General features: G+C 74.2%; 19 protein-coding genes. 5 read left to right on the forward strand and 14 right to left on the reverse strand.

Going from position 1 to position 20,759, the window contains the following annotated elements; genetic code table 11:
- Positions 1-109: 109 nt before the first annotated feature.
- The 6 genes from ACH4E7_RS09915 to bldG all read right to left on the reverse strand — a co-directional run bounded on the left by ACH4E7_RS09915 (position 110) and on the right by bldG (position 5,061).
- Positions 110-568: a DUF3592 domain-containing protein gene (locus tag ACH4E7_RS09915; RefSeq protein ID WP_396248491.1), complete on the reverse strand. Its 459-nt coding sequence runs from the start codon at positions 566-568 to the stop codon at positions 110-112.
- Between the two features lie 283 nt (positions 569-851).
- Entirely contained in the window at positions 852-2,384 is a 1,533-nt protein-coding gene (locus ACH4E7_RS09920; protein WP_396248492.1) for a methyltransferase, read from the reverse strand.
- A gap of 352 nt (positions 2,385-2,736) precedes the next feature.
- The gene (locus ACH4E7_RS09925) at positions 2,737-3,501 is read right to left on the reverse strand and encodes a hypothetical protein (protein ID WP_396248493.1); all 765 of its coding nucleotides are present in this window, start codon (positions 3,499-3,501) and stop codon (positions 2,737-2,739) included.
- A 42-nt stretch (positions 3,502-3,543) separates the two neighbouring features.
- The gene (locus ACH4E7_RS09930) at positions 3,544-3,954 is read right to left on the reverse strand and encodes a cyclophilin-like fold protein (RefSeq protein ID WP_396248494.1); all 411 of its coding nucleotides are present in this window, start codon (positions 3,952-3,954) and stop codon (positions 3,544-3,546) included.
- A 186-nt stretch (positions 3,955-4,140) separates the two neighbouring features.
- Entirely contained in the window at positions 4,141-4,560 is a 420-nt protein-coding gene (locus ACH4E7_RS09935) for an ATP-binding protein (protein ID WP_396248495.1), read from the reverse strand.
- 159 nt (positions 4,561-4,719) lie between these two features.
- The gene (gene bldG / locus ACH4E7_RS09940) at positions 4,720-5,061 is read right to left on the reverse strand and encodes an anti-sigma factor antagonist BldG (RefSeq protein WP_188305076.1); all 342 of its coding nucleotides are present in this window, start codon (positions 5,059-5,061) and stop codon (positions 4,720-4,722) included.
- 222 nt (positions 5,062-5,283) lie between these two features.
- Between bldG and ACH4E7_RS09945 the strand changes: the two genes are divergently transcribed.
- Positions 5,284-7,647, forward strand: coding sequence for a DEAD/DEAH box helicase (locus tag ACH4E7_RS09945; protein WP_396248496.1), 2,364 nt, complete (start codon positions 5,284-5,286; stop codon positions 7,645-7,647).
- Here ACH4E7_RS09945 and ACH4E7_RS09950 read toward each other — a convergent pair.
- The 7 genes from ACH4E7_RS09950 to ssd form a co-directional block, all read right to left on the reverse strand.
- Positions 7,642-8,142, reverse strand: coding sequence for an Rv3654c family TadE-like protein (locus ACH4E7_RS09950; RefSeq protein WP_396248497.1), 501 nt, complete (start codon positions 8,140-8,142; stop codon positions 7,642-7,644). The two genes, ACH4E7_RS09945 and ACH4E7_RS09950, sit on opposite strands and share 6 nt — an antisense overlap.
- Positions 8,130-8,567 (reverse strand): TadE family type IV pilus minor pilin, encoded by a 438-nt coding sequence (locus tag ACH4E7_RS09955; protein WP_396248498.1) that lies wholly within the window; start codon positions 8,565-8,567, stop codon positions 8,130-8,132. The genes ACH4E7_RS09950 and ACH4E7_RS09955 overlap by 13 nt, the downstream gene beginning before the upstream one ends.
- On the reverse strand, positions 8,557-8,829 hold the full coding sequence (locus ACH4E7_RS09960; protein WP_396248499.1) for a DUF4244 domain-containing protein: 273 nt from the start codon (positions 8,827-8,829) through the stop codon (positions 8,557-8,559). Before ACH4E7_RS09960 ends, ACH4E7_RS09955 begins: the two co-directional genes overlap by 11 nt.
- A gap of 57 nt (positions 8,830-8,886) precedes the next feature.
- On the reverse strand, positions 8,887-9,678 hold the full coding sequence (locus tag ACH4E7_RS09965) for a type II secretion system F family protein (protein ID WP_396248500.1): 792 nt from the start codon (positions 9,676-9,678) through the stop codon (positions 8,887-8,889).
- The gene (locus tag ACH4E7_RS09970; protein ID WP_396248501.1) at positions 9,678-10,718 is read right to left on the reverse strand and encodes a type II secretion system F family protein; all 1,041 of its coding nucleotides are present in this window, start codon (positions 10,716-10,718) and stop codon (positions 9,678-9,680) included. Before ACH4E7_RS09970 ends, ACH4E7_RS09965 begins: the two co-directional genes overlap by 1 nt.
- A 159-nt stretch (positions 10,719-10,877) precedes the next feature.
- Complete coding sequence (locus ACH4E7_RS09975; protein ID WP_396248502.1) at positions 10,878-12,143, reverse strand: TadA family conjugal transfer-associated ATPase; 1,266 nt, start codon at positions 12,141-12,143, stop codon at positions 10,878-10,880.
- 83 nt (positions 12,144-12,226) lie between these two features.
- Positions 12,227-13,351 (reverse strand): septum site-determining protein Ssd, encoded by a 1,125-nt coding sequence (gene ssd, locus ACH4E7_RS09980; protein WP_396248503.1) that lies wholly within the window; start codon positions 13,349-13,351, stop codon positions 12,227-12,229.
- 829 nt (positions 13,352-14,180) lie between these two features.
- Here ssd and ACH4E7_RS09985 point away from each other — a divergent pair.
- Entirely contained in the window at positions 14,181-14,978 is a 798-nt protein-coding gene (locus ACH4E7_RS09985) for an HAD family hydrolase (RefSeq protein WP_396248522.1), read from the forward strand.
- Between the two features lie 385 nt (positions 14,979-15,363).
- Here the strand turns inward: ACH4E7_RS09985 and ACH4E7_RS09990 are convergent, their stop codons facing one another.
- On the reverse strand, positions 15,364-16,254 hold the full coding sequence (locus ACH4E7_RS09990; RefSeq protein ID WP_396248504.1) for an oxidoreductase: 891 nt from the start codon (positions 16,252-16,254) through the stop codon (positions 15,364-15,366).
- 219 nt (positions 16,255-16,473) lie between these two features.
- On the opposite strand from ACH4E7_RS09990, the gene ACH4E7_RS09995 reads away from it, so the two are divergent.
- The 3 genes from ACH4E7_RS09995 to ACH4E7_RS10005 form a co-directional block, all read left to right on the forward strand.
- Entirely contained in the window at positions 16,474-17,481 is a 1,008-nt protein-coding gene (locus tag ACH4E7_RS09995) for an ATP-binding protein (RefSeq protein ID WP_396248505.1), read from the forward strand.
- Between the two features lie 428 nt (positions 17,482-17,909).
- Entirely contained in the window at positions 17,910-20,297 is a 2,388-nt protein-coding gene (locus tag ACH4E7_RS10000; RefSeq protein WP_396248506.1) for a SulP family inorganic anion transporter, read from the forward strand.
- A gap of 241 nt (positions 20,298-20,538) precedes the next feature.
- Positions 20,539-20,759, forward strand: a 221-nt coding sequence (locus tag ACH4E7_RS10005) for an acetyl-coenzyme A synthetase N-terminal domain-containing protein (protein WP_396248507.1), incomplete at its 3' end; no start/stop codon positions are given.

Raw genomic sequence — 20,759 nt, forward strand, 5'->3', positions numbered from 1 at the left:
GGCTGATGTGGTTGATACGTCTGATGTGTTCGGTACGGGTGGTGTGACTGAGGTTCCCGGCACGGCTGCGGTCCTCAGTACGGCTGGGCCGTCCGGTACCGCCGAGACCTCAGCGGCCGACCGCTGCCAGCAGAGCGGCGCCCGCCGCCAGACAGCACACGCCCAGGGCGCTCCACAGCAGGTCGGCGGCCACCGCCCGGCCGACCTCCCCCGCCGCCAGCACGGCCAGGCAGGGCCGGTCGGGGTCGTAGCAGACCCGCACCGAGGCCCCGGGCCCGAACCGCTCCGGACGGCGCAGCGGGGTGTGTCCGCGCGGCCGGGTGAGCACCAGCTCCGAGATCCGGCCACCGCCGGACCCGTCGACCGGGGGAAGCACGGAGAAGGAGAGCAGCGGCGCGCTGTCGAGCTGCCCGTGCGCGTCGTCCTCGGCGACCACCGTGGCGACCGTCGGCACCCCCAGCCGGCGCACCCGGTGGCGCAGGCGCACTTCGGCGGCGCACCAGAGCAGCAGCACGCCACCGAAGAGGGCGAGCACCAGCCCACCCACCGTCGCCGTCGTCGTGTCCACCCCTGGCCCCCGGCTCCCCAGCTCTGTCCACAGCCTGTGGACGGAGAGCCTCACAGCGCCGGACCAACGGGGCGCGTCCACCCGGGGACCACCGGACGAACCGGAGGGTACGGGCGGGTGAACCGGGGGCTGTCCATGACGCGTTCCACCGAACGGGGACACCGGACCGGCGGTCAGCGAACCGGGGCCACCCGACGAGGGTCATCGGGTGGAGCCCCGGACAGGGGTCACCGAACGGGGATCACCGGATGAGGGTCACCGAACGGGGATCACCGAACGGGGATCACCGAACGGGGTTGATGAACCCCTGCTCGGTCAGCAGCCGCAGCGACTCCGGCACCCGGTCCCGCAGGACCACCCGGTCCTCGCCCAGCAGCTGCGCGATGGCGTCCACGATCTCGCCCGCCGACAGCGACCCGTCGCAGACCCCGACGAAGCCGGCGCCCACGGTGTCCACCTTGGTGGCCCGCCGCATGCCCCGGTTGTGACGCAGGATCACGTGCTCCGGGTCCTCCGCCCCCGGCGCGCCGACCTGCTCCTGGACCACCTCGTCGGCCAGCACGTAGCGGGCCGCGAGCAGGCCCGCGTCGTCCCGCGAACGCAGGAAGTCCTGCCGGTCGAACCACTCCTCGATGTGCGGACCGAGCGGCTGCTCCACCGGGTGCGGCCACTCCTCCACCCGGACGGTCGGACTCTCGGCGCCGCTCGCCCGCAGGGTGATCCAGCCCATGCCGATGCCCTCGACCCGACCCGTCTCGAAGGCGTCCAGCCACTCTCCGTACCGGGCCTGGTAGTCGCCGCCGGGGCCGCGGTGGTCGCCGCCGTCACGCAGCCACAACTCGGCGTACTGGGCGACGTCCTGGACCTCCCGCTGGACGATCCAGGCGTCCAGCCCGGTGCCCGCCACCCAGCCGGCCAGCCGCTCGTGCCAGTCCTCGCCCTTGACGTGCTGCCAGTTGGCGAGCAACTGGCAGTAGCCGCCCGGCTCCAGGTGCTCGGCGGCCGAGCGCACCAGGCTGCGGCACAGGTCGTCCCCGGCCATGCCGCCGTCGCGGTAGGTGAACCGGCCGGCCGGCGAGATGACGAACGGCGGGTTGGAGACGATCAGGTCGAACTTCCGCTCCCCGACCGGCTCGAAGAGGCTCCCGGCGGCCGCCTCGGTGTTGTCGAAACCGGACAGCGCCAGGGTCAGCTCGGTGAACCGCAGCGCGCGCGGGTTGAGGTCGGTGGCGACCACCCGCTGGGCGTGCCGGGCCGCGTGCAGCGCCTGCACACCCGAGCCCGAGCCGAGGTCCAGCGCGGCCCGGACGGGGCGGCGCACGGTGATGTTGGCCAGCGTCGTGGACGCCCCGCCGACCCCCAGCACCAGGTCCTTGCGGGCCACCCCGTGCGCGGTCTCCCCGGAGCCGATGCCGCCCGCGCCGCCCACCGCGCAGCCCAGGTCGGAGACCACCCAGGCATCCGAACTGGGCAGCCCGGCAACCTCGTTGGCGTACGGCCGGACGTCCACCGTGGCACGCACCAGATCCCCGTCGGACCGCAGCCAGCCGTCCGCCAGGCAGTCCTCCACCGGCAGCGCGGCGGCCGCCGCCTTGTACGGCACCGGCTGTTGCAACAGGAACAGCCGCACCAGAGTCTCCAGCGGGCTGCCACCCCGCGTCGCACGCAGCGCCGGGACCGCCTCGCTACGGGCCAACGCCGCGTAGCCGGTGGGCCCCAAGAGGTCCAGACAGCCATCGGCGGTGAAGGACGCGGCCAGCAGCGCCTCACGCAGCTTGGCCAGACGGGTCGGGTCGAGAACGGGGCTACTGATCACTCTGCCATTGTCCCCCGCTCCACCCTGCCCCCGCCCCACCAGCCCGCCCGCCCGAGGGCGGCCGACGCCCGCCCACCGGAACCCGCCCGGGGCTCAACCGCCCGAGCCCGCGCCCCTGCCTCCGGCGGAGCGCCTCGCCGCTCGGACCGGCGCGTCGACCCCGGCACCACCGAGACGGACCAGACCGCCTCGCCCGGCAGCAACCGGCCCGCGCAGGCAGCAGCCGGGGCCGCTCCTGCGAGCGACCCCGGCTGCTACTGCTCCCCTTGGTTCCCGTCCTCTGCCCCCGTTCTCCGGCTTCCGTCCTCTGGTCGCCGTCCTCCGGCTTCCGTCCTCTGGTCGCCGCCCTCGATCAGCTCGCGCTGGGGGCCGGGGTCGACGGGGTGGACGCCGGAGTGGTGGCGGTGCCTGCGGAGGGGGTGGCCGCCGGGCTCGCGCTGCCCGTCGCACCGGGCGTGGGAGTACCGCTGGGGGCGCCGGTCGTGGCAGACGCTCCGGCGCTCGGGGTCCCGCTCGCACCCCCGGCGGCCGGGGAGCCGCCGGCACTGCCGCTCGCACCCGGGTTCGGGGTGGTCTGGCTGGGCTTGCAGCCCTCCTGCTTGGCCATCGCCGCGCCGAGCTCGCCACGCTGCAGCTTGCTCTGCGCCTGGGTCGACAGCGAGGCCAGCTGCTGCACCTGGTCGGCGACGCTGCGCAGCCCGTCCGCGAACTTCGCTTGGTCGTTGTTGGGCAGCGCGTCCAGCTTCTTCTGGACGTCCAGGTAGCCGTCGGACGCCTTCTTCAGCTCGTCGACGGTGTCCTTCTGCAGGGTCGCGCCGTCGGCGACCTTGGGCGCGCCGGCCGCGTCGATGGAGGCCGCGATGTCCTGGTTGGTCTTGGCCAGCCGCCCGATGTCCGTCGAGAGCCGCTTCTGCAGGTCGGCCGGGGACTCGCCGGTCTTCACCTGGCCGGTGTCGGCGAGCGCGGCCTGCGCCTGGGCGATCGGGTCCTTGGCCGCGCCGCAGACGTTCGACGCCCAGGACTCCAGCTGCTTGCTGTTGTCGTCGCCGCCGCAGCCGACGGCGCCGAACGCGAGCAGCACACCGAGGGCGGGTACGGCCAGCAGTCGCTTGTTCACCGGGAGAAGCCTTTCGGTTTCGGTCGTCTTCGGTCGTCGAACCTACACGGCCGTCACCCGAGCCCTGGCTCCCGGCTGCTCAACTCCCGGTCGGCCGCCCCGGCCGCCCCCGGCCGACCCGGGCCGCCGCTCAGGCCCGCTCGACCCGGATCGGATCGCCCGGACGTTGCAGGGGCTGGCCAGTCGGCATTCGCCGGCACACGAGATCGGCGTCGGCCCGCAGGACAGCGCGAGGCTGTCGCCGTCCGTCCAGAACGCGACCGGGCCCGGCTCGACCACCTGCCGGGCATCATCCTCACGCGACACGCTGACGGGCGTGCCGAAATAGACCTCCTCGCCCCAGGTGCCGGCCGTCGACACGATCGGCAGCTCGGCCCGGAGCGCCTCGGCGGTGGGCGTGGCCCGCAGCATGGCGGTGGCCTGACCGGCTGGCCACAGGATGCGAATCCGCATGTGGTTCCTCATCCGCGACAGGTCCGATCGGCGATCGGACCCGGTCGTGCCGGAAGCAGCGAACCGCCAGGATCAACAACTTGTCAACGGGATCCCAGGAGTTGGCCCCCGGAAGCCGGAATCCCGGAAATCAGATCCCGGAAGTCGGGATCCCCGCACCTGGGCCGGTACGGACGGCGCGGGTCCTCAGACCGCGACGGAGGAGACCGAGACCGGCCAGCTCATCCGGATCACGGCGCCACCGGTGCCGTCGGTGACCTCCAGGTCCTCGACCAGGCCGGTGATCACGGCGAGGCCCAGGGTGTCCTCGTTCGGGTCACCGCCCTCGTCGGCACCGGCGGCCGGGACGGCGGCGGGGCCAGCTTCGTCCTCGACCTCGATGAGGAAACGCTTCTCCTGATCGGTCAGCGCGACCCGGACCGTACCGCCGAGGCCACCACGCTGGTGCAGACCGACCGCACGGGAACACGCCTCACCGACCGCGAGTCGTACCTCGTCGAGCACCGACTCGTCGACCCCGGCCCGTCTGGCGACGGCCGCGGCGACCAGTCGGGCCGTCCGCACATGCTCGGGAAGCGCGCTGAATCGAAGTTCGACGGTTGCCATCTCTCCCCCTCGGGGTACTCCGACGGGGGCCGGAGGTGCGGCCCCAACGGGCCGGCCGAACCGGCCCCTGAGCGACCGGGGAGCACCGGGGCCTCACGGGCCCCGGCGTCCCGGACGCATGGAACGGGCGGGCCGGCCGCGGGGACCGGCCCGAACGCGTCAATCGGTCGCGGCGACCGCGTCGTCCACCGAGGTGTGGATCGGGAAGACCTTGGTCAGGCCGGTGATCCGGAAAATCTTGAGGATGCGCTCCTGGTTGCAGACGAGGCGCAGCGAGCCCTCGTGGGCGCGCACCCGCTTCAGACCGCCGACCAGCACACCCAGACCGGTCGAGTCGAGGAAGTCAACGCCTTCCATGTCGACGACGAGGTGGTACTTGCCGTCGTTGACGAGCTCGACCAGCTGCTCCCGCAGCTTCGGGGCGGTGTACACATCGATCTCGCCGCCAACCTCGACGACCGTACGATCGCCGACTGCACGGGTCGACAGGGACAGGTCCACGGAACCTCCAGCACCTTGCCTTGCTACGTCATGTGCGATCCTCGGCCGGACGGCCTCCACCGCATGGTCGCGAGCCCGGGCGCGCCAAGCCAACGCGTGGCAAGCCTCAGCGCTGCGACCCACGGCCGTACGGCCGTCACGGCCACATTCAACCACCTGCGGCCATGCCCGCACGATGGCTTACGACGATTCTGCGTCACGCCGGTGACACACTGGGTCCTCATGCCGCCCCGACACAGCCTGCCCGAGGCACTGCTCACGACCCTTTCCACCGGCCGGGGGCGGTCCGACCGGCTCACCCATACGGAGCACCTTCCCGCCCGACCTGCGCGTTATTCGCCGTGGCCCGAGTCGATCCGGGAGGAGATCGTGGCCTCCGCGCGTGCCGTCGGGGTGGAGCGGCCCTGGGCGCACCAGGCAGAAGCGATGAACCTGGCCAAAAGCGGCCAGACTGTGGTGATCGCCACAGGCACCGCCTCGGGCAAGTCGCTGGGCTATCTGGCGCCGGTGCTCAGTGATCTGCTGGAGGGCACCGAGGCCCGCAACGGCCGCGGCGCCACCGCGCTCTACCTGGCCCCGACCAAGGCGCTCGCCGCCGACCAGCGTCGGCGCGCCGCCGAACTCGCCCCGCCGAGGGTCCGGGCCGCCCTGTACGACGGCGACATCCCGCCCGAGGAGCGCGAGTGGGTCCGCCAGTACGCCTCCTACGTGCTCACCAACCCGGACATGCTGCACCGGGGCATCCTGCCCGCGCACGCCCGTTGGTCCTCCTTCCTCAAGGTGCTGCGCTACGTGGTCGTCGACGAGTGCCACAGCTACCGGGGCGTGTTCGGCTCGCACGTCGCCCAGGTGCTGCGGCGGCTGCGCCGGATCTGCGCCCGCTACGGTTCGTCACCCACCTTCCTGCTCGCCTCCGCCACCACCGCCGACCCGGCCGCGACCGCCCGGCGGCTGACCGGCCTGCCCACCGTGGCCGTGACCGAGGACGCCTCGCCGCGCGGGCCGATGGTCTTCGGCCTCTGGGAGCCGCCGCTGACCGAGAACGTCGGCGAGCACGGCGCGCCGGTGCGCCGCACCGCCACCGCCGAGGCCGCCCACCTGCTGACCGACCTGGTCGAACAGCAGACCCGGACCGTCGTGTTCGTCCGCTCCCGCCGCGCCGCCGAACTCGTCGCCCTCCAGGCCCAGGACCAGCTCGGCCAGCCGCTCGCCGACCGGGTGGCCGCCTACCGCGGCGGCTACCTCGCCGACGAACGCCGGACCCTGGAGCGCGCCCTGCACTCCGGGCGGCTGCTCGGACTCGCCTCCACCTCCGCTCTCGAACTCGGCGTCGACATCTCCGGCCTCGACGCCGTCCTGATGGCCGGCTACCCCGGCACCCGGGCCTCGCTGTGGCAGCAGGCGGGCCGGGCGGGTCGCGAGGCCCAGGGCGCGCTGGCCGTCCTGATCGCCCGGGACGACCCACTGGACACCTACCTGGTGCACCACCCGGAGGCGCTGTTCGCGGCGCCGGTCGAGGCCACCGTGCTCGACCCCGACAACCCCCACGTGCTCGCCCCGCACCTGTGCGCGGCCGCCGCCGAGCTCCCGTTGACCGACGCGGACCTGGAGCTGTTCGGGCCCTCCACCGCGCCGCTGCTGCCGGTACTGGAACGACGCGGCCTGCTGCGCCGGCGGGCCGACGGCTCCTGGTACTGGACCCGCCGGGAGCGCGCCGCCGACGCCGTCGACCTGCGCGGCAGCGGCGGCAACCCGGTGCAGATCGTCGAGGCCGACACCGGCCGCCTGCTCGGCACGGTGGACGCCGCGGCGGCCCACACCACCGTCCACACCGGAGCCGTCCACCTCCACCAGGGCCGCACCTACCTGGTACGGGAGCTCGACCTGGAGAACTCGGTCGCCCTGGTCGAACCGGCCGATCCGCCGTACACCACGGCCGCCCGCGACATCACCTCCATCTCCGTCCTCGACACCGACACCACCATCCCCTGGGGCGAGGGCCGACTCAGCTTCGGCTCGGTGGAGGTGGTCAACCAGGTGGTCGGCTACCTCCGGAAGCGGATCTCCACCGGGGAGATCATGGGCGAGAGCAAGCTCGACCTCCCGCCCCGCACCCTGCGTACCCGCGCGGTCTGGTGGTCCGTCACCGAGGACCAGCTGCTCGACGCGGACCTCCCGCTCGACCAGCTGCCCGGCGCCGCCCACGCCGCCGAGCACGCCTCGATCGGCCTGCTGCCGCTGTTCGCCACGTGCGACCGGTGGGACATCGGCGGCGTCTCCGTCCCGCTGCACCCGGACACCGGGCTGCCCACCGTGTTCGTCTACGACGGCCACCCGGGCGGGGCCGGTTTCGCCGAACGCGGCTTCCAGCGGGCCGTCGAGTGGCTGACCGCCACCCGGGCGGCGATCGCCTCCTGCGAGTGCGAGCGCGGCTGCCCGTCCTGCGTCCAGTCGCCCAAGTGCGGCAACGGGAACGACCCGCTGGACAAGGCGGCCGCCGTCCTGCTGCTGGACGTCCTGCTGGACGGGGCGCCTGACGCGGAGTCCGGGCCGGGCCCGGAAGACGCGGCACCGAGCGGTTCATGAGGCCGCCGCCGCGCCGCCCGGGGCCTCGCCGAGGCCGTCCTCGGCGGCGGTGACCGGAGCCCGTACCGGTCCCGCCCGGGCCCTCGCTCGCGCCGGACCGACCGGCAGGCGCACCGGGAGCCCGCCGACCGGCACCTCGGCGACCACCTCGACGGCGTCCGCTGACCGGTCCACCGCGCAGGACACCAGCGCGGCGCCCTGCGCGGCGGCGATCCCGGCGGCCCGACCGCAGCCGCCGTCCGCCTCCAGCAGCAGCCGGTCCGCCGCGGCGAGGGCCGCCAGGTCGGCGGCCGACTCGGCCCGGTGCCGGGCGGCGACCACCGCGCCGACCGCGATCGTCGCGGCGAACACCGCCGTGCCCAGCATCGCCAGAGCGAGCAGCCACACCGTCGCCGAGCCCGCGTCCGGCCCGTACCCGCCGGCCGAGGCGGCCCGAGCCGCACGGGCTCGCGCCAGCCGCTCCACCGCCCGCCGCGGGACGCTCAGGAGGGCCACGCACCACCACCTCCTCCCGTGGCACCGCCCAACACGTCCTCCCGCGCCGCCACGGCCCGGGCACCGAGCCGCACCGCGAGCAGACCGCCGAGCCTCCCGGGCGCCGCACACGGCGCGTCCACGTCGACCCGCACCGTGTCCGCCGCGACCGCCAGCCGGACTTCCGCCCCCGGCGGGGCGGCCGCCCGGGCGAGTTCGGCGGCGTCCGCCTCGCCGCGCGCGGCCGCCCTGGCGCCGATCCGGGCCGCGTCCACGCAGTGGATCTGCGCGGCCGCCGCGAGCACTCCCCAGATCAGCATCGCCGCGAGCAGGACGAGCGCGGGCAGGGCCACCGCCGTCTCGGCCGTCGCGAAGCCGCCGTCGCCACGTCGGCTCGGCCGCAGCGGCCACGGCCGAGCCCCGCCGCACGCCGCCCTACGCGGCATGGAGCGCGCGTTCCAGCATCTCGGTCAGCGCCCCGGTGATGGTCGCGCTGGTCACCACCTTGTACAGCCCGGCGGCGAGGGCACAGGCGCCCAGCGTGCCGACGGCGTACTCGGCCGTCGTCATCCCGGCGTCCGACCGGCCCCGGCGCCGGGCCAGCCAACGCGCCCGGCCGGCCGCCCAGCGGCTCTTCCGTCGCCACGCCCCCAGCAATTGCCGGAGCGGGCGCCCGGCGCCGGGCCTGATCGCGATCACTGCGGTCATCGATGTCTCCTGTCCGATCTCTTCCGCGACCCCGGCGGATCCGGAGCCGACGTTCATTCACATCGCCTGGGCGAAACGGCTGGTGAGGCCGATCACCACCGGCGCCACCCCGATCAGGACGAAGGCGGGGAGGAAGCAGAGCCCCAGCGGCGCGGTGGCGAGCACCGCGGCCCGACGGACCCGCGCGTGGGCCGCGCGGGCGGCGGCCGTCCGCTGCGCCTGGGCCAGTCCGATCAGCGGTCCGGCCGCGGGAGCCCCACCGAGGCTCGTCCGGACCAGGCAGCGCGCCAGCGGGGCCAACGAGGGGTGCTGTTCGCCCAGCCGGGTCCAGCACAGCTCCGGCGGGGCGCCCAGGGCCAGTTCGGCCCCGATCGCCATCAACCGCGGCCCCAGCGGCGCGCCCACGCTCCGGCCCACCGCCGACACCGCCGCCGAGGGCAGCGCGGCCGACCCGAGGCAGGCCGCCAGCAGCTCCGCGCCCAGGGGGAGTTGCCTGGTGAGTAGCTCCTCCTCCGCCGCCAGCCGACGATCCGTCGGCGACCGCGCCCGGGCCGACCACCGGTGGACGCCCACCGCGGCGAGCACCCCGATGACCGCCCCGGCGGGGCCACCGAGCAACACCGCCACCGCGAGCCCGGCGCCGGCCGCCGTCGCCACGCGCCGCCGGCGCCCGACGCCCGGAGCCCTCGGCACGTCCGGAGCCCTCGGCCCGGTTCGCTTCCGCACCTCCTCCCGCTCCCGCTCCCAGGCGTACGCCCGCCGCCTGCCCCTTCTCCGCACCAGCCCCATCGCGGCCGCCACCGTTACCGCCACCGGGAGCCCGGCCACCGCCCACTCGGCGCCCCGCATCACCCCGCCCCCACCCCCCCGCTGAGCGCCCGCGCCCGCACCCACCTGAGTCCTCGACGCGGACCACCGCCCACCCGGCGCGTGGGAGCGGCTCCCTCGAACCCGCCGCCGGACCTCTGAGGCGGCTCCAGCGCTCCCCGGGCCGCAGCCCGGACGATGCGGGCCGTCCAGAGCACGCCCAGCCCCTCCAGGACCGCCCCCGCCACGAGGCAGCCCAGCCCGGCCGACGTGTGCAGCAGGACGTCCAGCGGACGGGCCCCGAGCGCGGCGCCCAGCAGCAGCCCCGCGCCCGGCAGAGCGGCCAGGACCGCGATCGTCGTCCGCGGCCCGGCCAGCTCCCCGGCGATCTCCTCCGCCAGCGCCCGCTCACCGCGCAGCGCCTCCGCGACCCGGTCCAGTGCGGCGGCCAGCCCCGTCCCGCCGTCGGAGGCGACCCGCCAGCAGGCCGCGACGGCCGCCGCCCCGCTGCCGCCCGGCAGTTCGGCCAGCAGCTGGAAGGCGGCCGGAACGTCCCCGCCGTAGCGACCCGCCGCCAGCCGGGCCGCCGGCTCCTCGCCGAGCCGGCACAGCCCCTCCCGGTCCGCGGCGAGCCGGGCCGTGACCAGGTGCAACGCCTGCTCCGGTGTCGAGCCGCTGCGCAACTCCCCCGCCAGCGCGGCACAGAGCTCCACCACGGCCCCGGCCCGCCTCCCGGCCTCCACCGCCAGGCGCCGCCGCAGCCGCCACCTTCGCAGCGGCAGGACGGCCAGCACGGCCGCGAGCACCGGCACCGGCGAGGAGGTGGCCTTCCCAGCGACCAACCCCATCGGCAGGAGCAGCAGTTCGGGCGCCAGCAAGTCCGGGAGCCGAGCCCTCACACGCCCCGCCACCTCCGGTCCCGGCCCGCGCACCGGAGGCCCATTGCCCGCCAGCACCAGCCTGGAGCGCCGCCCACCCGGCAGCTGCTCCTGCAGGGCCCACCACGCGGCGACGGCCAGCAGGCACAGCACCGCCGTCCAGCAGAGAGCCAGTTGACCCCGCATCACATCATCACCCTCCATGTCATCGCCCTTTCCTTCCGCATGTCCTGAGCAGCGCCACCGCGGCCACCGCACACCCGCTCAGCAGCACCGCGAACCCGAGCTCCACCAAGCGCAGCTCCCGCGCCGCGCCGCCGGCCGACGCCACGGCTACCGCCCTCGCCGCCATCGCCGCCGCGCTCACAACGGCCCCGCTCCGGACGGCACTCCGAGCGCCACCCCGCGCGCCGCCAGCAGCCCGACGAGCCGCTCCCAGCCCGCGCCGGGCACCAGGCCGCCCGTCGCCGGGAAGGCCACCGCCGGAGTGGTCACGGCCAGCCCGTCGCGGTCCCCGGCCAGCGTGTGGATCTCCGCCACCCGGCGCCGCCCCGAGCCCGGGTCCCGAACCAGGTGCACCACCACGTCCAGCGCGGCCCGCAGTTGGCTGTGCAGCGCCGGCCGGTCGAGCCCGGCGAGCGAGCCCAGCGCCTCCAGCCGGACCGGCACGTCCCCAGCCGTGTTGGCGTGGACCGTCCCGCAGCCGCCCTCGTGCCCGGTGTTGAGCGCAGCCAGCAGATCCGACACCTCGGCCCCGCGCACCTCGCCGATCACCAATCGGTCGGGCCGCATCCGCAGCGCCTGCCGAACGAGGTCCCGCAGGGTGAACTCGCCCAGGCCCTCCTGATTGGGCGGCCGACTCTGCAACCGGACCACGTGCGGGTGGGCCGGTCTCAGCTCGGCGGAGTCCTCGGCGACGACGATCCGCTCCTCCGGCCCGACCAGGCCGAGCAAGGCCGCGAGCAACGTGGTCTTGCCCGAGCCCGTCCCACCGGAGACCAGCAGCGACAACCGCGCCCGCACGATGCCGGCCAACAGGTCGGCACCATCCGGCGGCAGCGCCCCGCCCGCCACCAACTCGTCAAGCGTGAACGGCCGAGGCCGGCAGACCCGCAGTGAGATGTGCGTGCAGTCGGCCGCGATCGGCGGCAGCACCGCGTGCAGCCTGGTGCCGTCCGGCAGGCGGGCGTCCACCCAGGGCCGCGCGTCGTCCAGACGCCGCCCGGCCGCGGTGGCCAGCCGGTGGGCCAGCCGCCGCACCGCCTCGGCGTCGGCGAACCGGACCCCGGTGGCCCGGTGCAGGCCGCCGCCACGGTCGACCCACACCTCGTCCGGACCGTTCACCAGCACATCGGTGACCTCCGGCGCCGCCAGCAGCCGGTCCAGCGGGCCCGCACCCACCAGTTCGGCGCGCAGCGAGCGCACGGTGTCCAGCACCTCGTCCCCGCCGAGCGGGGGCCGGTTGGCCCGCAGCACGGCCGCGACGGAGCCCGCCGTCGGGGCCTCCCCCGACTCGGCCAGCCGCAGCCGCACCGCGTCCACCAGCTCCGCCGTCCGCTCCTCGCGGGCCGTCCGGCCATACGGACAGGGCCCGTGTTCGGCCTGCGGCGGCCCGCCGGGCGGCGGCACGCTCCTGAGTGGCCGGTGCTCCCGCGCACCGTCGCCCTGGCTCGGGGCACCGCCTCGAGGGCCTGTTCTGCGCAGACGGACCATCAGTACACACCTCCTCCGACCGCCGGCACCGGCGGCAGCACCTCGTTCAGGAAGGCCGCGCAGAAGCGCGCGAGCGGGCCGCTCTCCCGGATGCCGGGCGGGACGCCCTTCTCGACGTCCTCGGCCAGGCCCGGTTCGGGTTCCAACTCCCCGGCCAGCTCCAGCCGGAGCCCGCGAGCGATCCGGTGCGCCGGGAGCCCGCCGGCCCGCACCGGCCGCACCACGGCCCGGACGTCCGCGAGCCGCATCCGGGCCGCCGCCGCGACCCGGTCGGCGGCCGCCACCGACCGCAGCTCGGCCGGGACCACCAGCAGCGCCAGGTCGGACTGTTCCAGCGCCTGCCCGGCGGCCGCGTCGAGATGGCGCGGCACGTCGACCACCACCAGCCCGCCGCGCCGTCTGGAGGCGGCCAGCACGCTGCGCATGGCCTCCGCTGGCACCGTCAGGGTGTCGCCGCGGTCCCAGGACAGGCAGGACAGCGTGGAGAGCCGTTTGAGGGCCGGCAGCGCACGGGCCAGCTCGGCCCCGCTGACCCGCCCGCGTGAGCCGGCCAGGTCGGGCCAGCGCAGCCCGCGGGCCGTCTCGCCGCCGAGCAGGATGTCCAGTCCCCCGCCCAGCGGATCGCCGTCGATGAGTATGGTCCGCCGGCCCGTGCGCGCAGCCGTGACCGCGAGGGCGCAGGCCAGCGTGGAGGCCCCGGCCCCGCCGCGGCCGCCGAGCACGGCGACGGTGACCGCCGGGGAGCCGACGCCCTCGGCCGCGTCGGCGATCCGGTCGAGCAGCCAGGCCTCGGCGTCGGGCAGGAACAGTACGTGCTCGGCGCCGAGTTGGACCGCTCTGACCCACACGCCGGGGTCGTCCAGGTCCAGCCCGAGCAGCAGCACCCCGCCGCGCCTGCCCAGCCCGGCGCAGCGCTCCGCTTGGTCGTCCCCGACCAGCACCAGCGGGGCGCCCTCCCACAGCTCGCGCGTCGGCGGCGCGCCACGGATCAGTCGCGGCTCGGTGCCCGCCGCCGCGCAGAGCCGCAGCAGGTGCTCGGCCAGGCCCTCGTCCTCGGTGACGACGAGCGGCCCGGCGGCCGCGGGACCCTCGGCGGTGAGGTGGTCGGCGATCGGCGTCGACATGGTGCTCTCCCCTCTGCGCCGCCGGCCACCAGGGGCGGCCGGGACGCACATCGGACGGTTCCGGCGGACGGTCGCCCGGCAGACCTCCGGAGAGGAAGGGGATGAGGCCCTGCCCGGCGACCGCCGCCGACCATCACGGTGGGGGGAGATCCGGATTACGTCATCCACGTTCCGATTGCCTGTGGATAACTCGTGGGTTGTGGATGAAAACGTTCACCCGGGCGGGGGGCTAATCGGCGAAGAATTGACGAAAGGGGGCCACGGAGATGAACCGGCCACTCACCGCACCCCGGCCGAGCACTCTCCCGACACCCTCCCGCCGCCGTCCGCACGCCCCGTCGCGACGGCCCGGTCACGATGATCGGAACCAGCCGCGTGAGCCGCTCGAGCCATGAGCAAATGGCGACACAGAGTGACGAAAGGGGGTGGACGGACCGAGCTGTCGACACCCCCTGTACACCCCCGACGGGGCGGTCGCCCAAGCCGCCGCGAAGAGCTTTCAAGCCCTGAAAATGGCCCCGGACGTGCGACGACCCCCGCCGGGGGGGAGAGCGGGGGTCGTCTATCCACAGCCCGACTCGGGGGGGAGGAGCCGGACCGGGTTAGCACGGTCGCGAACGATCCGTGACTTCCATGGTGTACCCGAGCGGCCAGAAACACAAACCCGCACGCCCACGAGTACACCGAATGGCGGGGTGTTTTGTGGCTCCCTCTATCCTCGGTTCCCGTGGACACCACCGAGAACGCCGACGACCACGCCGACGAGTCCCAGGGCGGCACCACCGGCCCCGGGGAGCGGAGCACACCCGCCGGCCCCCGGCCCAGCGGGCTGCGCACGGCCGCATTCTTCGACCTCGACAAGACCATCATCGCCAAGTCGAGCGCGCTGGCCTTCAGCCGCCCGTTCTACCAGGGCGGCCTGATCAATCGTCGGGCCGTACTGCGCAGCGCGTACGCACAGTTCGTCTTCCTGGTCGGTGGAGCGGACCACGACCAGATGGAGAAGATGCGCGAGTACCTCTCCGCGCTCACCCGGGGCTGGAACGTCCAGCAGGTCCGCGAGATCGTCGCGGAGACCCTGCACAACCTGATCGACCCGATCATCTACGACGAGGCCGCCTCGCTGATCGAGCAGCACCACGCGGCCGGCCGGGACGTGGTGATCGTCAGCAGCTCCGGTTCCGAGGTGGTCGAGCCGATCGGCGAGCTGCTCGGCGCGGACCACGTGATCGCCACCCGGCTCAAGGTCGAGGACGGCTGCTACACCGGCGATATCGAGTACTACGCCTACGCCGAGAACAAGGCCGCCGCGATCCGGGAGTTGGCCGCGTCGGAGGGCTACGACCTGGCCGCGTCGTACGCCTACAGCGATTCCTCGACCGACCTGCCGCTGCTGGAGGCGGTCGGCCACCCCTCGGCCGTCAACCCCGACCGCGCGCTGCGCAAGGAGGCGCTGGCCCGGGAGTGGCCGGTGCTGGTCTTCGACCGACCGGTGGAACTGCGGCGGCGGCTGCCCGAGTTCTCCGCGCCGAGCGGTTCGGTGCTGACCGCCGTGGCGGTCGGAACGGCCCTCGTGACCGCCGGGGTGATCTGGTACCTGGCCCGCCGGCGCCGCCCTACGGCCTGAGGCCGCACAGAGGCACAGAAGCCCACCAAAACGGGCAATCGGCACAGACTTCTCGTTTCGGGTTCCCCTTTCGGCCGAAACGCGATACAAATGAAGCACGGCCCGCGAGACCCGGTCAGGACCCGAAGAGGTCAAACCGACAACGCAGTTCAGGCCCCACGGACCGCGTGTACAGATAACCGAGCACCCACATGCAGCCGACCCGCTGTCGGGCCGCCGGACCAGACGAACGGGCAGGATCCCCGTCTGATCGGCACTTCCGGTGCATGCTTGGTCACCCGGTATCTGCACCAGCGGCGGCACCCAGCAGGATCAGGTGCCGCCGCATCCTCGTGTCCGCGGCCGTACTGTCCGCGGCCGACTCGGCCGCGTCCGGCACGCCCGCTCAGGCCATGCCGCGCTGCATCGCCTCACAGACCGCGGTGCTCTCCCGCACGCCGAGCCGCAGCGCCCGCCCGCAGTGGGCGATCCAGGCCGCCATCCCCTCGGGCGTGCCCGCCAGGTACCCCGCGAGGGCCCGCCGATAGGTGTCGGTGCCCAGCTCCGCCAGGCCGACCTCGGCCGGGCAGATCGACTTGGGGTCGAGCCCCTCGGCGATCAGCACGATCCGCTGGGCGGCCCGCGCGATCACCCCGTTGTGGGCACTGAACGGCCGCAGGGCGAGGAGTTCGCCGTGCACCACCGAGGCGACCACCAGGGCCGGCGTCCCCACGCCGTGGCCCTCCGCGCGGGCCACCAGCAGCCGGGAGAGCTGGTCCAGCCGGGCCGCGACCTCCTCCGCGTCCGGCGCCGGCGGCAACACGGGCAGCGGCCCGACCGCGGCGTCGACCTCGACGCTCTCCACCGGCTTGAGCTCCAGCGGGAAGAGCTCCTCGGCGCCCTCCCCCGCCCGCCGCGGCCGACCGGCGGCCGGGTCGGCGTCGCCGACCGCGAGCAGGTGGAGCCGGGCCAGCACCTGCAGCGGCGAGTGCCGCCAGACGCTCAACAGCTGGCCGGCCTCGGCGGCGATCCGCAGGGCCGCGCCGACCGTCCGGGCCTCGGCGTCCGCGCCGAAGTCGGTGCGGCGCCGCACCTCCTCCAGCGGCCAGTCGGCACCGGCCACGGCCGCCGACGCACGGGCGCCGCGCAGCGCGGACTCCGAGGTGACCTCGGCCGCGCGGCGGCGCATCACCCGGTGGCCGTAGAGCCGGTCGACGGCCTTGCGCACCTCGGCGACCGCGTCGGGCACCCCGGGGAGCTGGGCCAGCGGGGCGAGGGGATCTGTTCCAGTGCTCACCTACCCGAGAGTAATGAACAGGCCGCCGATCCCGGAACAGCAACCCCGCATCACCCGTTAGAGGCAATCCTCACTTCCCTCCCCCGGCTGGACCCAAACCCCGGCTAGCATGGCCACTATCGGAGACGATAACGATTTCCAGTTAGGCGTGCGCCCCACACGCGCGCCCCTGAGCACGCGGCCCGCCCCCAGGGCCCAGAGCGAGAGCCGGAGCCCCAGATGAAGATCGCCTTCGTCGGCAAGGGCGGCAGCGGGAAGACCACGCTGTCCGCACTGTTCATCCGCCACCTGGCCGCCACCGGCCGGCCGGTCATCGCCGTTGACGCCGACATCAACCAGCACCTGGGCCCCGCCCTGGGGCTGACCGACACTCAGGCCGTCGAACTGCCCTCGCTCGGCGCTCACTTGCCGCAGCTCAAGGAGTACCTGCGCGGCAGCAACCCGTTGATCCGCTCGGCCGACGAGATGATCAAAACCACGCCGCCCGGCCGTGGTTCGCGCCTGCTGCGGATCGTCGAGGAGAACCCGGTCTACACCGCCTGCGCCCGGCCGATCGCGCTGGACGAAGGCTCGGTCCGGCTGCTGGCGACCGGGGCGTTCACCGAGGAGGACCTCGGGGTGGCCTGCTACCACTCCAAGGTCGGCGCGGTGGAGCTGCTGCTCAACCACCTGGTGGACGGCCCGGACGAGTACCTGGTCACCGACATGACCGCGGGCTCCGACTCCTTCGCCTCCGGTCTGTTCACCCGCTTCGACCTGACCTTCCTGGTGGCCGAGCCGACCCGCAAGGGCGTCTCGGTCTACCGCCAGTACCGGGACTACGCCCGGGACTTCGGCGTGCAGCTGCGGGTGATCGGCAACAAGGTGCAGGGCCCGGACGACCTGGCGTTCCTGCGCCGCGAGGTCGGCGACGACCTGCTCGCCACGTTCGGACAGTCGGACTGGGTGCGCCGCCTGGAGCAGGGCGCCGAACCGCCGCTGAAGTCGCTGGAGCCGACCAATCGGGCAGTGCTGGAGCAGCTGCGGATCGAGGCCGAGGCGGCGTACGAACGGCGCGACGCGCACCGGTACACCGAGCAGGCGGTGCTCTTCCACCGGCGCAACGCCGAGAGTTGGGCCAATGCCAAGGCCGGCATCGACCTGGCGACCCAGGTGGACGAGGACTTCGTGCTGGGCGAGTTCGCGGCCGACGGCGAGCAGGCCGCCCCAACGGCGGTCGCCGTCTGACGCCACCACGGGCAGAACGGGCCGCGGCCTCCCCCCTCACCCCGGGGGAGGCCGCGGCCCGTTCGCCGTATCGGCCCCGTACGGCACCACCAGCCGATTCCCATCGGTTCGAGCGCCACCCAATGGGGTGAATCAGGGGGTTTTCCGCTTCCCACCGGCAACGACGTCGTGCAAAGATTTCATTACCCTCGGTTTACCGAGTCTTGATTGTCCGTCCCGACGGCCCTCGGCGAGACAGCCCGCTCCTCGCCCGGGCCCCTGGCGGGCCTGATGGTCAACGCCGGCCGGTGAGACCCGCATTCCCCCGCCGTGCCCACGCCATCCCGCCACACCGTCGCGACCCACGACAGCCGATCCGCCCCGGAGCCCCACCCCGGACTCACCGCCGGACCTGACTGCGTTCGTTCCCCCGGACAGACGGGAAGACAATGACCCTCGACATCTCCAGCGCCCCCATCGCCTCCGACACCACCGACCACGCACCACCGGGCCCCAACTCCCGGGTCCGCTGGGCCCAGGACCTCTCCGCCTCCCTGGTGGTCTTCCTGATCGCCGTGCCGTTCTCTCTCGGCATCGCGCTCGCCACCGGCGCCCCACTCACCGCGGGGCTCGCCTCCGCCGCCATGGGCGGCATCGTGGTCGGACTGTTCGGCGGCACCCCGCTCCAGGTCAGCGGGCCATCCGCCGCACTGACCGTGATCACCGCCGGGCTGATCGCCCAGCACGGCTGGCAGGCCACCTGCGCCGTCACCGTCGCCGCCGGACTGCTCCAACTCCTGCTCGGTGTACGCAGGGTGGCCCGAACAGCGCTCGCCGTCTCGCCCGCGATCGTGCACGGCATGCTGGCCGGGGTCGGGCTGACCATCGCCATCGCCCAGCTGCACGTCGTCCTCGGCGGATCCCCGCAGAGCTCGGCGCTCGCCAACCTCCTCGCCCTGCCCGGGCAGTTGGCCGGCCCACACCCGCCCGCACTACTGGCCGGCACAGTGACCGTGGCCGTGCTGCTGGGCTGGCCCCGGCTCGACCGACTCCCCGGCCGCGCGGGGGAGTTCGGCAACCGGCTGGCCAAGGTGCCGGGCCCGCTGGCCGCCGTGGCCGTCGCCACCTCGCTCGCCCTCGCCCTGGACCTGCGGCTGGCCCACATCGAACTGCCCGCCTGGCAGCCGCACTCGCTCGTGCCCGCGCTGCCGCACGGTCCACTCGCCGGGGTGCTCGCCGCCGTCCTCACCGTCACCGCCGTCGCGAGCGTGGAGTCGTTGCTGTCCGCCGTCGCGGTCGACCGGATGACCAAGCGCACCGGCGACCTCGACCGCGAGCTGCGCGGACAGGGCCTCGCCAACATGGTCAGCGGCCTGGTAGGCGGGCTGCCGATCGCCGGCGGCGCCGTACGCAGCACCGCCAACGTCCGAGCCGGTGGGCAGACCAAGTGGGCCTCGGTGCTGCACGGTGTCTGGGTGCTGGTCGCCGCACTGGCGCTGACCGGCGGACTGCGTCGGATCCCGCTGGCCGCGCTCGCCGCGCTGGTGCTGGTGGTCGGGCTGCAGATGGTGAGCTTCGCGCACATCCGCAAGGTGCACCGGCACCGCGAGTTCCCGGTCTACCTGATCACGGTGCTCGGCGTGGTGGCCTTCGGGGTGCTGTGGGGCGTCGGGCTCGGCGCGGGCACCGCCGTGCTGCTCGCGCTCTACCGGCTGACCCGAGCCCATGTGGACGTCGAGGCCGGCCCCGACGGCTCGGTCACCGTCCAGACACACGGGCCGCTCACCTTCACCGCCGTCCCCCGGCTGAGCCGGGCGCTGGCCTCGATCCCCGCGGACGTGGAGGTCACCGTGGTGCACGACGGTTCCTTCCTGGACCACGCCGCGTACGAGACGCTGCACAACTGGCGGACCGGACGCCAGGCCGCGGGCGGACGGGTCTCGATGGTGACGCGACGCCAGGACGACGAGGTGCTCGACCCCGACGGCACCGTCCGCGCGGGCAGTTCGCCGGGCCCGCACCGCTGCCGGGCCTGGACGCCGTGGGTCGGCCACCACTGCATCGAACAGCAGGAGGACCCGCACGGTCGGCTGCTGGACGGCGTCCGGGTGTTCCAGCAGCACACCGCCCCGCTGATCAGGCCCGAACTCGCCCGGCTGGCCCGGGAAGGGCAGACGCCCTCGCAGCTCTTCCTGACCTGCGCGGACTCCCGGATGGTCACCAGCATGATCACCAACAGCGGCCCGGGTGACCTGTTCACCGTTCGCAACGTGGGCAACCTGGTGCCGGCCCCGTTCGAACCCGGCGCGGCCGACGACTCGGTGGCCGCCGCGGTGCAGTACGCGGTGGAGGCGCTGGAGGTGCGCTCGATCACGGTCTGCGGGCACTCCGGCTGCGGCGCCATGAAGGCCCTGCTGGACGGCGTGCACGAGCACCCCGGGCCGCCCACCCCGCTGGCCCGCTGGCTGCGCAACGGCCGCGGCTCGCTGGACCGGCTCCGACGAGCCCCGGCCGAGTTCGCCGACCGGCCGGTGACGGACCTCGCGGAGCAGCTCTGCATCACCAACGTGGTCCAGCAGCTGGACCAGCTGATGGCGAACCCCGCGGTGGAGCGCCGGGTCGAGGAGGGCACCCTGCGGCTGGTCGGAATGTACTTCGACTTCGCCACCGCCCAGGCCTACGTCCTGGACCGCGCCGCCGGAACGTTCAGCCCGGTCGAGGCCCGCGCCGACAGCCACACCGCCCCCCGGTCCGACAGGGATTCGGCCGAACAGGTGAGAAAGGACGACCGGGCTCCGGCCGCGGGCAGCGAGGAGGGTCCCCAGCTGGCCGCCTGAGAGCCGGGTCCGTGTCCCCGCCGGGCGGGCCGGGGCACGGACCCACCTGCCGCTGCCCGTTCTGCCGCCTCCAGGTGGCGGAACGGGCCGTCGGCCGTTCGACAATCGGTCAAAGGTCTACACCAATTCTCAGGAGCCTCTTGTCAACTGCCCTGTTCGCCTGGTGAGCTGTGCGCTGGGACACACGGGACAATCCCCACGCACGGGATGCCCCGGATCATGACTCGATGAGGAGTGCGCGTTGAGCAACGAGAGCCTGGCCAACCTGCTCAAGGAGGAGCGGCGCTTCGCCCCGCCGGCAGAGCTCGCCACAGCCGCCAACGTGACCGCGGCCGCGTACACGCAGGCCTCCGAGGACCGTCTGGGCTTCTGGGCCGAGCAGGCCCGCCGCCTGAGCTGGGCGGTCGAGCCCACCGAGACGCTCGACTGGTCCAACCCGCCCTTCGCCAAGTGGTTCGCCGA

The sequence above is a fragment of the Kitasatospora sp. NPDC018058 genome (assembly GCF_044327205.1).
Lineage (GTDB): Bacteria > Actinomycetota > Actinomycetes > Streptomycetales > Streptomycetaceae > Kitasatospora.